This is a genomic window from Micromonospora sp. CNZ296 (genome assembly GCF_007827635.1).
On sequence record NZ_VISW01000011.1, the window covers coordinates 205,352 to 218,473 of the forward strand.

Consider the following 13,122-nt stretch of genomic DNA (forward strand, 5'->3'; position numbering starts at 1 on the left):
GTAATCCTCACACGGACACCCGACCGACACGGAAAGTCAGCACTCCGTTACGATCATGCGCGTCCCGGCGATCCCCCCTCGACGTCCGGAGGCGTTCCCTCATGCCCGGATTCCAGGCGGTGCTGTTCGACTTCTTCGGCACCCTGACCCATGGTGTGCGGCGCGGAGCCGCCCACCGCGCCACCGCCGACATGCTCGGCTGCTCCACCGAGGCCCTGGTGGAGGTGCTGGACAGCAGCTTCTACGAACGGGCCAGCGGCTCCTTCGGGAACGCCGAGTCGACGATGCGCTGGGTGTGCGCCCGGCTCGGCGTCCACCCGTCCGACGCGACCGTGCGCGCCGCCGTCGCCACCCGGCACCGGGCAGTACGCGCGGACACCCGGCTACGCGCCGAGGCGGTGCCGGTGCTGGCCGCGTTGCGCCACCGGGGCGTCCGTACCGGGCTGGTCAGCGACTGCACGCACGAACTACCGGCGTTCCTGCCGCAGCTCGCCGTCGCGCCGTTGCTCGACGCCCAGGTCTTCTCGGTACGCCTCGGGCGCTGCAAGCCGGACCCGGCGCTCTACCTGGCCGCGTGTTACCGGCTCGGCCAGGCCCCGGCCGACTGCCTCTACGTCGGGGACGGCGACAGCCAGGAACTGACCGGCGCGGAGCGGGCGGGGCTGAGCGCCGCCCGGTTGGCGGCACCGGATCTCGCCGACCACGTGGTCCTCAACGCCGACCACGGTTTCGACGGGCCGTCGCTGACCTCACTGAGGGGCGTGCTCGACCTGCTCGACCCGGTCCCCGTCGCCTGACCCGGCCCGCCGACGGTTCGCACGGTCAGCGGCGGCGGACGCGGTGCAGGCGGAACGGCTTGCGGACGGCCCGTACCACAGGGGTCGGTCGGGGCTGCTCGCTCAGCGAGCCGTCCGGCAGGTCGGCGCCGGACACCGCGGTGCCGGCGGGCGCGAGCCGGTTCAGCGCGCACCCCTGTGCCGCCCACCGCTCCACCAGCTCGGCGGCGGAGCCGGAGGCGTTGAGCCGCTTCGCCGCGACCAGCGGCGCGACGGTGTCCCACTCCTCGGTGCCCGGTTGCAGCCGGGTCACCCGCGCCGGCCAGCTGACGATCCGCCCGCCGTGGTCGCCGCGCAGCGTCACGTCGGCCGTGTCGCTGTCGGCCAGCCCGGGTGCGGCCTGCTCGCCGGGACCGGTGACCACGAGCAGGGTGCCCTCCAGCGGCAGGCACCACAGCGCGTACGCCGGGCCGCCGGCGGTGCTCACCCAGCAGACCGCGGCCTTCTTCACCGCCTCGTCCACGAGCGGCGGCGTCACCCGCTCGTCCACCTCGTCACTCACCCCGCCATCCTGCCCCATCCCCCGCCCACCCCACCCCGGAGAGGGCCACGGGCGGGGCGGTCAGCCGATGAACGGGGGGACGGTGATCTCGCCTCGGGCCACCGGCATCACCTGGCCGGAGACGGTGGCGCCCACCGCCAGCCCGCCGGACGCGGTCACCGTGCAGGCGAGCGTCGACGGACGGTTGATCTCGATGCCCTGCCGGACGGTGTACTCCGCGCGGCCCTCGCCGGGCAGCAGGCCGCTGGCGACCAGCCACACGCCCAGTCCCAGGGCGGCCGAGCCGGTCGCCGGGTCCTCCGGTACGCCGAGCCCCGGCACGAAGACCCGGGCGTGTGCGGTTTGCGAACCGGGCTCCCAGGAGAAGAGGCTGACGTGCTCCACTCCGTACCGCTGCGCCGCCGTCGTGTTCAACCGTGCCCGGGCCACCGCGTCCGGGCGTACCGGAAGATAGGGGAATTCGAGGCCGCACCCGGCGACCCGCGGTGGCGGGCCGACGTGGTCGGGGCCGGTGAGGCCGACCATCTCCAGCAGCGGCTCCGGGTCGAGTTCCGGGCCGAGCGTGGGCGTGCCGCCGGTGAGCGTCGCGCCGGTGGCGGTCACCTCGATCGGCAGGACGCCGGCGCCGCACTCCTGGGTGACCCGGCCCGCGCCGAAGACGCCACGCCGGCTCGCGGTGACCGCGGCGCCGACGCTCGGGTGCCCGGCGAAGGGCAGCTCGTCGGCCGGGGTGAAGATCCGGGCCCGGTAGGTGGCGCCCACCTGCGTCGGCGGCAGCACGAAGACCGTCTCGGACAGGTTGAACTCCAGCGCGAGCGCCTGCATCTGCTCGGTGGCCAGCCCTTCCGCGCCGAACACCACGGCCAGCGGGTTGCCGGCGAACGGGCGGTCGGTGAAGACGTCCACGATCTCGTAGCCCAAGGTCGACATGCTGTTAGAGAGTAGGCCCTTAGGCTGGTGCCCGTGAGCACGCCGAACCGGGTCTACCTCGCTCGACTCGCCGGAGTCGCCGTTTTCGACCCGAACGGCGACCAGGTCGGCCGCGTCCGCGACGCGGTGGCCCGGATGCGCGCGACCCAGCGACCGCCGGAGGTGGTCGGTCTGGTCGCCGAGATGCCGATGCGGCGGCGCATCTTCCTGTCCATCAACCGGATCACCTCCATCGACACGGACGCGGTGGTGCTCGGCAGCGGCACGCTCAACCTGCGCCGGTTCGAGAAGCGCCCGAACGAACTGCTGGTGCTCCAGGAGCTGCTGGACCGCCGGGTCCAGCTCGACAGCGGGCAGGCCGGCTCGGTGGTGGACGTGGCGATGGAGTCCAGCCGCGGCGGCGAGTGGGCGCTGAGCCGCGTCGCCGTGCGCGAGCACACCGGCCGGCTCACCCGCCGCGGCCACCTCCACCAGGTCGACTGGGACCGGGTCCGCGGGCTGGGCGCGGTCGGCGACAACCGGGGTACGGCGAACCTGCTCGCCGTCCTGGAGGACATGCGCCCGGCCGACCTGGCGAACGCCCTCCAGGATCTGCCCGACGCCCGGCGCAACGAGGTGGCCGCCGCGCTCGACGACGAACGCCTGGCCGACGTGCTGAGCGAGCTGCCCGAGCGCGACCAGGTGGAGATCCTGGCCGCGCTGGACCGCCAGCGCGCCGCCGACGTGCTGGAGGAGATGGAGCCGGACGACGCGGCCGACCTGCTCAACGAGCTGCCCCCGCCGGAGCAGGACGTGCTGCTGGACCTCATGGAGCCGGACGAGGCCGACCCGGTACGCCAGCTGCTGCGCTACGCCTCCGGCACCGCCGGCAGCGTGATGACCTCGGAGCCGGTGATCCTGCCGCCGGACGCCACGGTGGCTGAGGCGCTGGCCCGGATCCGGGAGGCGCAGCTGTCCCCCGCGGTGGCGGCCCAGGTCTTCGTGGCCCGTGCCCCGCTGACCACGCCGACCGGCCGCTACCTGGGTATGGTGCACTTCCAGCGGTTGCTCCGCGAACCGCCGGCCGACCTGCTCGGCGGCATCGTGGTGAACGACATCGACCCGCTGCGCACGTCGACCCCGCTGCCCGAGATCACCCGGCGGATGGCCACGTACGACATGGTCGGCATGCCGGTGGTGGACCGGAACAACCGGCTGGTCGGCGCGGTGACAGTGGACGACGTGCTGGACCACTCCCTGCCGCGGGACTGGCGGGACCGGGACGCGGCCCCCACCTCGTCCGCCACCGACGACGGCACCCTGGACGGCGACGATGAGTGACCAGCGACGCGGCGACCGGCTCGACCAGCCGCGCGCCCCGCGGAGCCTGCACCTGCCACGGATCGACGCGGAGACGTTCGGCCGCTGGGCCGAGGGCATCGCCCGGGGCATGGGTACGGCGAACTTCCTCGTCTACATGACGCTGATCCTGGTGGCCTGGTTCCTGTGGAACACGCTGGCGCCGGCGAGTCTGCGCTTCGACCCGTACACCTTCACGTTCTTGACCTTGATCCTCTCCCTGCAGGCGTCGTACGCGGCGCCGCTGATCCTGCTCGCGCAGAACCGGCAGGCGGACCGGGACCGGATCGCGATGGACGAGGACCGGCGGCGGGCCACGCTCCAGAAGGCCGACACGGAGTACCTGGCCCGGGAGATCGCCGCGCTGCGGATAGCGATGGGTGACGTGGCGACCCGGGACTTCCTGCGCTCGGAGCTGACCCGGCTGGGTGAGGAACTGGACGAGGCGGCCGAGCGGCGGCGCAGGCGGGAGCGGCGGCAGCAGGAGCGGGAGGGCCGGCGGACGGGCGGCGGCGAGCCGCTGGACGAGCCCCGGGACGAGCTGGACAGCGACTACGCGCGGGACGGCCGGCGCGACGGCTGAGCGGTCATCGAATCGCTCACACCGCCCCCGCCAGCGGCGGTGGCCGATGACCCGCGACGTAGCATTGCGGGCATGTCAGCACCCGTCAGCACCGTCTCCGACGCGATCCAGGCCGCCCTGGCCACCGTCAACGACCCGGAGATCCGCCGGCCGATCACCGAACTCGGCATGGTCCAGTCCGCCGAGCGTGGTGAGGACGGCGTGGTCCGGGTGGAGCTGCTGCTCACCGTGGCCGGCTGCCCGCTGAAGGACAAGCTGCGCAGTGACATCACCGCCGCCGTCGGCGCGGTACCGGGCGTGAGCGGTGTCGAGATCATCTTCGGTGTGATGAGCCCGGAGCAGCGTCAGGAGCTCCAGTCGAAGCTGCGCGGTGGCGGTGCCACCGCCGAGCCGGTGATCCCGTTCGCCCAGCCGGGCTCGCGGACCCGCGTCTACGCGGTCGCCAGCGGCAAGGGCGGTGTCGGCAAGTCCAGCGTCACAGTCAACCTGGCCGCCGCGCTGGCCTCGCGGGGCCTGTCGGTGGGCGTGGTGGACGCGGACATCTACGGCCACTCGGTGCCCCGGATGCTCGGCGCCGACGGCGCGCCGACCCGCGTCGAGGACATGATCATGCCGCCGCAGTCGCACGGCGTGAAGGTCATCTCGATCGGCATGTTCACCCCCGGCAACGCCGCTGTGGTCTGGCGCGGGCCGATGCTGCACCGGGCGCTTCAGCAGTTCCTCGCCGACGTCTACTGGGGTGACCTGGACGTCCTCCTGCTCGACCTGCCGCCGGGCACCGGCGACATCGCGATCTCGGTGGCCCAGTTGCTGCCGAACGCGGAGATCCTTGTGGTCACCACGCCGCAGGCGGCCGCCGCCGAGGTGGCCGAGCGGGCCGGTGCGATCTCGCTGCAGACCCACCAGCGGGTGGTCGGCGTGATCGAGAACATGTCCTGGCTGGAGATGCCGGACGGCTCCCGGATGGAGGTCTTCGGGGCCGGTGGCGGCGCGGCGGTGGCCGAGTCGCTGACCCGCACGATCGGCGCGCAGGTGCCGGTGCTGGGGCAGATCCCGCTGGACACGCGGGTACGCGAGGGTGGCGACGCCGGTCAGCCGATCGTGCTGGCGCAGCCGGACGCCCCTGCCGCGAAGGCGCTGTTCGAGGTCGCCGACCGCCTGGCCGTCCGCCGCGAGTCCCTGCTCGGCAAGCCCCTGGGCCTCAAGCCGGCCGGCCGCTGACCCTCACCCACCGCTCCCTCCCCACCGCCCCTTCCCGCCGCACGCGGGAGGGGGCGCGGTCAGGTGGCGTCGTCGTAGGACGGGCGGGGGGCCGGGGGCGCGGGGGTCGGGGTGCTGGTCGCGACCCTCGGGGTACGCAGGTCGGCGGCCTTTGCCACGTCCTTCAGCTCGTCGTGCACGCCTGTGACGTCCGAGCGCAGGTTGTCGTACATGCTCTGGAGCGGCTTGCGGATCGCCTGCTCGTCGTCCTCGCTGAGCAGGTGCTTGCGGATGAACGCCTTGGGGTGCAGATCCTCCAGCTGGATGTCCGTACCCAGCTCGCGGCTCAGGTCACCGGTCGCGTTGCGCGCCATGTTGCGCAGGTTGCGGACCATCCGGAGGCCGTCGTTGATCACGTTGGGCAGCCGATCGCCGAAGATCAACAGCGCCAGGAGCAGCAGGACGCCGATCTCCCACCAGTTCAGGTTCTCGAACACCGCGGCCTCCTCGTCCGTGTGAGGGCAAGACTACGCACGTCAGGTGACCATCGGGGAGGGGGTGACGGGTCCTCACTTCGCATCCGCGGCGAGCGTCACCGACGCGTTCTGCCGCGCCGACCCGCGCCGGTACTCGACTGTCACCACGGAACCGGGCGCGTACTTGCGCACGAGGGCCACCAGGTCTGTCGGATCGGTCATCGGATGGCCGTCCAGCCGGAGCACCACGTCCCCGGTACGCAGTCCGGCCGCCGCCGCCGGGCCGGCCGGCTCGACCGCGTTGAGGCGTACGCCGCCGCCGGTGGCGCCGGTGCCGCCGACCTGGGCGCCGATCACCGTACGCCGGGCCTTGCCGGTGCCGATGATGTCCTCGGTGATCCGCTTCGCCTGGTTGATCGGGATGGCGAAGGCGAGGCCGATGTTGCCGGCCTCCTGCCCGTCGGCCACCAGCGACTTGATCGTCGAGTTCACCCCGACCACCCGCCCGGCGCCGTCCACCAGCGGGCCGCCGGAGTTGCCGTGGTTGACGGCGGCGTCGGTCTGGATCGCCGCGTAGTAGCGGGTCGGCCCGCCCGGCTCGCCGGCCTGCATCGTCCGGTCCAGCGCGCTCACGATGCCGGCGGTGACGGTGTTGGCGAGCGACAACGGCGACCCGATGGCGAGCACCGGGTCACCGACGGCGAGCGCGTCGGAGTCGCCGAACTGCACCGGGGTCAGCCCGCTGCGCGAGACCTTGATCACGGCGAGGTCCGACTCCGGATCCTGCCCGACCACGGTGCCTGCGGCGGTGCTGCCGTCGTTGAACACGACAGTGGCCTTGCCGGGGCCGTCGGCGACCACGTGGTCGTTGGTGACGATGTGACCCTCGCTGGTCACCACGAAGCCGGAGCCCTCGCTGGTGCCGCCGAGGCTGACCACCCGGATGGTGACCACGCTGGGCAGGACCCGCTCGGCCACCCCGGCCAGCGACTCGGGCTTGCGCTGGGCCAGCGCCGGGGCCTGCCCGGTCTGCGCACCGATCGTCGGCACGTCACCGCCGCGCAGGAAGGCGTACGTCAGGGCGCTGCCGAGAGAACCGGCCAGCAGCGCCGTGACCAGGGAGATCAGCACCACCTGGCGCAGCCCCGGCCGGGTCGGCAGGTCCGGGTCGGTGACCGGCTCCGGCTCCCCCGCACCGGACGCCGGCGCCGCCGGGATCACCACGGCGGCGGGCGCGTACGGATCCCGCCACGGGTCGGCCAGCGCGTCGGACCACCACGGCGACGTCGCCTGACCCGGGGCGTCCTGCGGCGGTCGTCCGGACGCCGGCCCACCCGGTGCCGGCGATCCGCCGGGCCGCCGCCAGTCCCAGCCGTCGGTCACGTCGGTGCCTCCCACTCCGTCCCGCTGGCCCCGCGCCGACGGCCGGCGGAGCCGGACGACAGTGACGCGCGGGACGCATCCAGGATTACACGGATGACGCGAACGGAGTCAGGGGTTGCCGTCCGTGAGCACTCCGCGGCGGACTCGCGGCTGCGCCGGTACCGGCCCGCCTCTACGCTCACAGTGCATACCGCCCCTCGCACCAGTCCGCCCCTCGGAGGTGTCCCATCGCCACGGTCGCCGGTCACGGCAGTTCGACGGCCCAGGCGCTCCACTTCGCCGAGTCTTTCGTCACCGAGGATCTCGTGCTGCGCACGGCCCGCGCCCTCGCCCACGAGGTGGGGGTGGAGGCGGTCACGCCCGGGTCGGGTGCCGCCCTGCGGCTGCTCGCCGCCGCCGGCAACGCCCGGGCCGTGGTGGAGATCGGCACCGGCACCGGGGTGAGCGGCGTGTGGCTGCTGCGCGGCATGCGCCCCGACGGTGTGCTCACCACGATCGACGTCGAGGTCGAATACCAGCGCATCGCCCGGCGGCTGTTCCAGGAGGCGGGCTTCCCGTCGGGGCGTACCCGGATCATCACCGGCCGGGCGCTCGACGTGCTGCCGCGGCTCGCGGACGGCGCCTACGACCTGGTCTTCGTGGACGCGGTGGCGACCGGCTTCGCCGCGTACGTGGACGCGGCGCTGCGGCTGCTGCGCCCCGGCGGCGTGCTCGCGCTCAACGGCGCGCTGGCGGCCGGCCGGATCGGCGACCCGGCAGCGCGGGACGTCGAGACGGTCACCGTACGGGAGACGATCAAGGCGATCCGCGAGTCGGAGAACTGGGTGCCCGCGCTGCTGCCGGTCGGCCACGGTCTGCTCGCCGCCGTCAAGGCCTGACCAGGCTGATCAGGCGTGCCCCGCACGCCTGACCAGGCTGATCAGGCGTGCCCCGCACGCCTGATCAGCCCAGCGTCGCCAGCCAGCGCAGCAGCCCGCGCACACCCCAGCCGGTGGCGCCCTTGACCAGTTCGCCGTGCGTGTCGTCGGACCACGACGGCGCGGACATGTCCAGGTGCGCCCACCGGTCCCGCAGGTCGCCGGTGAACTCCCGCAGGAACAGCGCGGCGACCACCGAACCGGCGCCCTGCGCCGGGGAGCTGTGCAGGTCGGCGATCTCGCTGGCCAGGTACTCCACGTAGTCGTCGGCCAGCGGCATCCGCCAGGCCCGCTCGCCGGCCGCGGTGATCGCGTCGAGCAGGCCGGCCGCGAGCGCGTCGTTCTCGCTGTAGAGCGCGGCGTGCCGCTTGCCCAGGGCGACGGCGTTCGCGCCGGTCAGCGTCGCCAGGTCGATCAGCAGGTCGGGCTTCAGCTCGCGGGCCGCGTACGCCAGCGCGTCGGCGAGCACCAGCCGGCCCTCGGCGTCGGAGTTGGTGCTCTCGCTCGTCAGCCCGCCGTAGTGCCGGATCACGTCGCCGGGGCGGAACGCCGAGCCGCTGACCATGTTCTCGGCGAGCGGGGCGAGCGTGGTGACCCGGACCGGCAGGCGCAGTTCGGCGGCGCCGAGCGTCGCGGCGATCACGGCGGCGGCACCGGCCATGTCCTTGCGCATGAGCTTCATGGCCGGCACCGGCTTGATCGAGATGCCGCCGGTGTCGAACGTGATGCCCTTGCCGACGAGCACCACGTGGGTACGCGCGCCGTCGGGCCGCCAGTCCAGCTCCACCAGGCGCGGGCCGCTCGCGGAGCCGCCGCCGACGGCGAGGAGACCGCCGAAGCCCTCGGCCGCCAGCTCCTCCGGGCCGCGTACCCGCAGGTGCAGGCCGGGGCGCCCGGACGCGGCCTCGGCCACCTGCGCGGCGAACCACTCCGGGTTCTTGGTGGACGAGGGCATGTTGGTCAGGTCCCGGGCGAGCCGGGTCGTCTCGGCGGTGGCCCGGGCGGCGTCGAGCGTGCCGGCAAGAGCGTCCGGGTCGTCGACGAGCACCGACACCTCGGCCAGGACCGGACGCTTGCCGGCCTCGGTGAGACGGAATCGGTACGAGCCGAGCAGCAGCCCTTCGGCGAGGCCACGCAGCGCCGCCGTCGCCTCGCCGGGAAGTGCGATGGTGATCTGCGTCTCATCCTTCGCCGCGCGGGCCAGCGCAGCTCCGGCGGTGCGCCAGTCGCGCTCGTCGCCCTCGCCGACGCCCAGAAGCCACAGCCGCGCCGGGGAGCCACCGGGACGCAGGTGCTCGCGTACCTCGCCGGCCGCGCCGGTGAGCCGGGTGGCGGGCAGGACGGCTGCGGCCTCGGCAGGGACGTCGTCGCCGAGCGGCACGGCGGTCGGGACCAGGCGGGCCGTGGAGGCCGGCGAGACCGTGGGGTCCGGCGAGGCCAGGGAGTCCGGGGAGTCCGGCCCTCCGGGACGGACGGGCAGGACGAGAGCGTCGGGCCCTGCGGGCCCACTCACCAGACGAATGACCAGCACGCTGGACCGTACCTCCGAAATGGGTTGAACGGGCACATTCCCCCACGCAGCCGTCGAGGAAAGACCCTGAGCCACCGGGCATGCCGGTGGCTCAGGGTAGGACGAACCGCCCGCACGGCGGACGCCGTGCGGGACACTCCTCGAATCAGCCCGCGGCCGCCTTCAGCGCGTCACCGAGCGCGGTGGCCTCGTCGGGAGTCATCTCGACGACGAGCCGGCCACCACCCTCCAGCGGGACTCGCATGACGATGCCCCGGCCCTCCTTGGTGACTTCCAGCGGACCGTCGCCCGTCCGCGGCTTCATCGCCGCCATGTTGTCTCCCCTCAGACCTACACCAGGGTCGGTGAGTTGCCCCACAGCCACTTCGCCATCGCCATCCGCAACCATCGCGGAAGGCTCGACCAACGATTTTCCCTGATGAACACCGCCGGACCCAAACCGAAGCAGCATTGATGTAACAGCATCTAGCTTATCTTGGATAGGCCTGTCACAATGTGCGGTCATGCAGGCACGGTCGGCACTCTTCGACCTGTACGGCGACCACCTCCGGGCCCGGGGTGGCCGCGCACCGGTTGCCGCCCTGGTCAAGCTGCTCGCCCCGCTCGGGATCGCCCCACCGGCGGTACGCACCGCGGTCTCCCGGATGGTCCGTCAGGGCTGGCTGGAACCGCTCCGGCTCGCGTCCGGACCGGGATATTCGATCACCCCGAAGGCGGCACGTCGACTCGACGAGGCGGCGTCCCGGATCTACCGGACCGGGCGGCACAGCTGGGACGGACGGTTCGATCTCCTGGTGCTCACCGCGCCCTCGTCCCGCCGGGACCGGCAGCGGCTCGCCGCGAACCTCGCCTTCCTCGGCTACGGCACGCTCGACGACTGCACCTGGGTGGCCACCCGCCCGGGTGAGGACGTCGACCTGCTGCTCGACGAGGCGGGCGTGCGCTACGAGCGGTTCACCGCAGCGCACGCGGCCGGCACCCCCGGCGCGATGGGCGTGGTCCGCCGCGCCTGGGACCTGGCCGAGATCGGGCGGGCGTACGAGCGGTTCGTCGCCGAGCAGAAGCCGCTGCTCTCCGGCGTCACTGTGCGCAGCAGCGACGAGGACGCGTACGCGGCCCGATTCCGGCTCGTGCACGCATGGCGTACGTTCCTGTTCCGGGATCCGCAACTGCCCCCGGCACTGCTGCCCGAGCGCTGGCCGGGCACCAGCGCGGCCAGCTTCTTCGACCGGCACGCGGCCCGGCTCCGGCCGGCCGCCGACCGGTACGTCGAGCAGTGCCTCGACACCGGCAACCGCCTCGCCCGACAGAAGGGTCGTTAGAACGTGACCGAGCCGCTGCTCGTCGACCGCACCGACGCCGTCGTCACCCTGACGCTGAACCGCCCGACGGCGATGAACTCGCTCGACGTGGCGCTCAAGGAGGCGCTCCGGGACACGCTGGCCGAGCTGGAGACCGACCGGTCCTGCCGGGCGGTCGTGCTCGCCGGCGCGGGCGGCTCGTTCAGCGCCGGGCAGGACCTGCGCGAGCACGTGCGGACGCTGGAGACCTCGGACGCCGACCCGCTGGCCACGGTCCGGGCGCACTACAACCCGATCGCCGCCCGGCTGGCCAACCTGCCCAAGCCGGTGGTCGCCGCGGTGCGCGGGATGGCCGCCGGGGCCGGCGCCTCGCTGGCGTTCCTGGCCGACTTCCGCATCGGCGGCCCGAAGACCCGGTTCCTGATGGCGTTCGCCGGGGTGGGCCTCGCCGCCGACACCGGCGCCTCCTGGACGCTGCCCCGCCTGGTCGGTCACGCCAAGGCCGTCGAGCTGCTGATGCTCGCCGAGCCGGTCGGCGCCGAGGAGGCCTGCCGGCTGGGCCTGCTGACCAAGCTGGTGGACGACGACGAGCAGGTGCTCCCGACCGCGCAGGAACTGGCCGCCCGGCTCGCCGCCGGCCCGACCGTCGCGTACGGGGCGATCAAGCGTCAGCTCTCCATCGCCGACGCGGGCACGCTCGCCGACGCGCTGGCCGCCGAGGCGCAGGCCCAGGCGATCTGCGGCGCCACCGCCGACCACCGGGCCGCCACGACGGCGTTCGTCGCCAAGCAGAAGCCGGTCTTCGAGGGACGCTGACCGCCCCGGTCGGCCCCGGAGGTCAGTCGTCCTCTTCCGGATCCTGGTTGGCCTCGACGCCGAGCACGAACGCCTGCATGGCCAGCTCGTCGCCGTACGGCGAGACGAACGCCGGCAGCTCCCGCGGGCCCAGCTCCTGCACGTAGGACCAGAAGATCCGCACCGCCTCGGCGCGCGACGCGGCCTCGATCGGCAGGTCCAGGCTGACCAGCCAGGTGCTGCGGGCGGGCGGCGGGCCGAGCCGGTCGGCCAACGACCGCCAGCGGGCCGGGTCGAGCGCCACGACCGGTCCGTCCGGCGCCGGGCCGTCGACCGGCACCGGCTCGTCGAGCACCCGCCGGGTGTACGTGACCACGAGCGACCCGGCCACCGCGTCGGACTGCGGATCGTCCGGGTCCTCCCGGGTCTCGGACGATGCGAGCGCGACCCGGCCGAGCGCGACCAGGCGCAGCGGCTCGTCGACGAGCACTGCCACCCGGTCACCGGGCCGGGGGCGGGCCGCCTCGGACAGCCCGGTCAGCTCCAGCGCGTCGTGGTGCACCAGCCGCTCGGCCTCGAAGCGCTCGGCGGGCAGCAGCACCGCCCAGGCTCCGGTCGTGGTCGCACCGTCTGTCGTCCCGCTCGTACGCGGCTCGGTGTCGGTCATGCCCCAATCCCATCACGCCGGAGGTGGCGCGCTCCGTCACACCCCGGCCCGGTCACCGCTCACGTGGCAGTCGGCCAGGTGGTCGTCGACCATGCCCGTGGCCTGCATCAGCGCGTAGGCGGTCGTGGGGCCGACGAACCGGAAGCCCCGCTTCTTGAGCGCCTTGGCCATCGCCACGGACTCCGGGCTGGTGGCCGGCACCTCGGCGAAGGACCGGGGACGCGCGGCCCGGGGCGGGGGCGCGAAGGACCAGAGCAGCGCGGAGAGGCCCTCGGGCAGCCCGGACGCGGCCCGGGCGTTCGCGATCGCCGCCTCGATCTTGGCCCGGTTGCGGACGATCCCCGCGTCGGCCATCAGCCGGGTCACGTCGGCCTCGCCGTAGCGGGCCACCGACTCGATCCGGAAGCCGGCGAAGGCGTCCCGGAACGCCTGCCGTTTGCGCAGGATGGTCAGCCAGGACAGGCCGGACTGGAACGCCTCCAGCGTCAGCCGCTCGTAGAGCGCGTCGTCGCCGCGCAGCGGCCGGCCCCACTCGTCGTCGTGGTAGACGGCGTAGTCGGGGGTGCTCGCCCCCCACGCGCAGCGCGGCAGCCCGTCGGCGTCGGTCACCAGGTCAGTCACGGCGTCCACGATAGGCCGGGCCACCGACAGCCCCGCCGCGCC

Annotated in this window: 15 protein-coding genes; 7 read left to right on the forward strand and 8 right to left on the reverse strand. The window is 73.7% G+C overall.

What is annotated here, in order from left to right:
• The first annotated feature begins 101 nt into the window (after positions 1-101).
• Positions 102-797 carry an HAD family hydrolase gene (locus tag FB455_RS19810; RefSeq protein WP_030273651.1) on the forward strand — a complete coding sequence of 232 codons (696 nt, stop codon included), beginning with the start codon at positions 102-104 and terminating at the stop codon, positions 795-797.
• Between the two features lie 25 nt (positions 798-822).
• On the opposite strand, the gene FB455_RS19815 is transcribed toward FB455_RS19810, so the two are convergent.
• Both FB455_RS19815 and FB455_RS19820 read right to left on the reverse strand, forming a co-directional pair.
• Positions 823-1,356, reverse strand: coding sequence for a hypothetical protein (locus FB455_RS19815; RefSeq protein ID WP_176921705.1), 534 nt, complete (start codon positions 1,354-1,356; stop codon positions 823-825).
• 42 nt (positions 1,357-1,398) lie between these two features.
• Complete coding sequence (locus tag FB455_RS19820; RefSeq protein ID WP_013473895.1) at positions 1,399-2,268, reverse strand: PhzF family phenazine biosynthesis protein; 870 nt, start codon at positions 2,266-2,268, stop codon at positions 1,399-1,401.
• Between the two features lie 33 nt (positions 2,269-2,301).
• Here FB455_RS19820 and FB455_RS19825 point away from each other — a divergent pair, with 33 nt between their 5' ends.
• From FB455_RS19825 to FB455_RS19835, 3 genes are all read left to right on the forward strand, one after another.
• Positions 2,302-3,588, forward strand: coding sequence for a magnesium transporter MgtE N-terminal domain-containing protein (locus tag FB455_RS19825; protein WP_013283873.1), 1,287 nt, complete (start codon positions 2,302-2,304; stop codon positions 3,586-3,588).
• The gene (locus tag FB455_RS19830; RefSeq protein WP_013283872.1) at positions 3,581-4,189 is read left to right on the forward strand and encodes a DUF1003 domain-containing protein; all 609 of its coding nucleotides are present in this window, start codon (positions 3,581-3,583) and stop codon (positions 4,187-4,189) included. The genes FB455_RS19825 and FB455_RS19830 overlap by 8 nt, the downstream gene beginning before the upstream one ends.
• Positions 4,190-4,261: 72 nt before the next feature.
• A complete protein-coding gene (locus FB455_RS19835) occupies positions 4,262-5,410 on the forward strand; it encodes an Mrp/NBP35 family ATP-binding protein (protein ID WP_013473894.1) in 1,149 nt (382 codons plus the stop codon).
• Positions 5,411-5,469: 59 nt separating this feature from the next.
• Here FB455_RS19835 and FB455_RS19840 read toward each other — a convergent pair whose 3' ends face one another.
• Positions 5,470-5,886: a twin-arginine translocase TatA/TatE family subunit gene (locus FB455_RS19840; protein ID WP_013283870.1), complete on the reverse strand. Its 417-nt coding sequence runs from the start codon at positions 5,884-5,886 to the stop codon at positions 5,470-5,472.
• 72 nt (positions 5,887-5,958) lie between these two features.
• Entirely contained in the window at positions 5,959-7,263 is a 1,305-nt protein-coding gene (locus tag FB455_RS19845) for a S1C family serine protease (protein ID WP_030273655.1), read from the reverse strand.
• A 212-nt stretch (positions 7,264-7,475) separates the two neighbouring features.
• Between FB455_RS19845 and FB455_RS19850 the strand changes: the two genes are divergently transcribed.
• Positions 7,476-8,126 carry an O-methyltransferase gene (locus FB455_RS19850; RefSeq protein ID WP_083395284.1) on the forward strand — a complete coding sequence of 217 codons (651 nt, stop codon included), beginning with the start codon at positions 7,476-7,478 and terminating at the stop codon, positions 8,124-8,126.
• Between the two features lie 64 nt (positions 8,127-8,190).
• On the opposite strand, the gene FB455_RS19855 is transcribed toward FB455_RS19850, so the two are convergent.
• Both FB455_RS19855 and FB455_RS19860 read right to left on the reverse strand, forming a co-directional pair.
• A complete protein-coding gene (locus FB455_RS19855) occupies positions 8,191-9,696 on the reverse strand; it encodes a leucyl aminopeptidase family protein (RefSeq protein ID WP_145754531.1) in 1,506 nt (501 codons plus the stop codon).
• 145 nt (positions 9,697-9,841) lie between these two features.
• Positions 9,842-10,009 carry a DUF3117 domain-containing protein gene (locus tag FB455_RS19860; protein ID WP_013283866.1) on the reverse strand — a complete coding sequence of 56 codons (168 nt, stop codon included), beginning with the start codon at positions 10,007-10,009 and terminating at the stop codon, positions 9,842-9,844.
• A 190-nt stretch (positions 10,010-10,199) separates the two neighbouring features.
• Between FB455_RS19860 and FB455_RS19865 the strand changes: the two genes are divergently transcribed.
• Complete coding sequence (locus tag FB455_RS19865; protein ID WP_013283865.1) at positions 10,200-11,018, forward strand: PaaX family transcriptional regulator; 819 nt, start codon at positions 10,200-10,202, stop codon at positions 11,016-11,018.
• 3 nt (positions 11,019-11,021) lie between these two features.
• A complete protein-coding gene (locus FB455_RS19870; RefSeq protein ID WP_013283864.1) occupies positions 11,022-11,813 on the forward strand; it encodes an enoyl-CoA hydratase/isomerase family protein in 792 nt (263 codons plus the stop codon).
• A gap of 22 nt (positions 11,814-11,835) precedes the next feature.
• Here FB455_RS19870 and FB455_RS19875 read toward each other — a convergent pair whose 3' ends face one another.
• Together FB455_RS19875 and FB455_RS19880 are read right to left on the reverse strand one after the other, a co-directional pair.
• A complete protein-coding gene (locus tag FB455_RS19875; RefSeq protein ID WP_013283863.1) occupies positions 11,836-12,459 on the reverse strand; it encodes a hypothetical protein in 624 nt (207 codons plus the stop codon).
• 36 nt (positions 12,460-12,495) lie between these two features.
• Positions 12,496-13,080 carry a DNA-3-methyladenine glycosylase I gene (locus FB455_RS19880; protein WP_041799170.1) on the reverse strand — a complete coding sequence of 195 codons (585 nt, stop codon included), beginning with the start codon at positions 13,078-13,080 and terminating at the stop codon, positions 12,496-12,498.
• Positions 13,081-13,122 lie beyond the last annotated feature (42 nt).

Bases quoted from the DNA above. Each gene is read 5' to 3' on its own strand.
- FB455_RS19810 (WP_030273651.1), top strand. From the start codon at position 102: ATGCCCGGATTCCAGGCGGTGCTGTTCGACTTCTTCGGCACCCTGACC.
- FB455_RS19815 (WP_176921705.1), bottom strand. From the start codon at position 1,356: ATGGGGCAGGATGGCGGGGTGAGTGACGAGGTGGACGAGCGGGTGACG.
- FB455_RS19820 (WP_013473895.1), bottom strand. From the start codon at position 2,268: ATGTCGACCTTGGGCTACGAGATCGTGGACGTCTTCACCGACCGCCCG.
- FB455_RS19830 (WP_013283872.1), top strand. From the start codon at position 3,581: ATGAGTGACCAGCGACGCGGCGACCGGCTCGACCAGCCGCGCGCCCCG.
- FB455_RS19835 (WP_013473894.1), top strand. From the start codon at position 4,262: ATGTCAGCACCCGTCAGCACCGTCTCCGACGCGATCCAGGCCGCCCTG.
- FB455_RS19860 (WP_013283866.1), bottom strand. From the start codon at position 10,009: ATGGCGGCGATGAAGCCGCGGACGGGCGACGGTCCGCTGGAAGTCACC.
- FB455_RS19865 (WP_013283865.1), top strand. From the start codon at position 10,200: ATGCAGGCACGGTCGGCACTCTTCGACCTGTACGGCGACCACCTCCGG.
- FB455_RS19875 (WP_013283863.1), bottom strand. From the start codon at position 12,459: ATGACCGACACCGAGCCGCGTACGAGCGGGACGACAGACGGTGCGACC.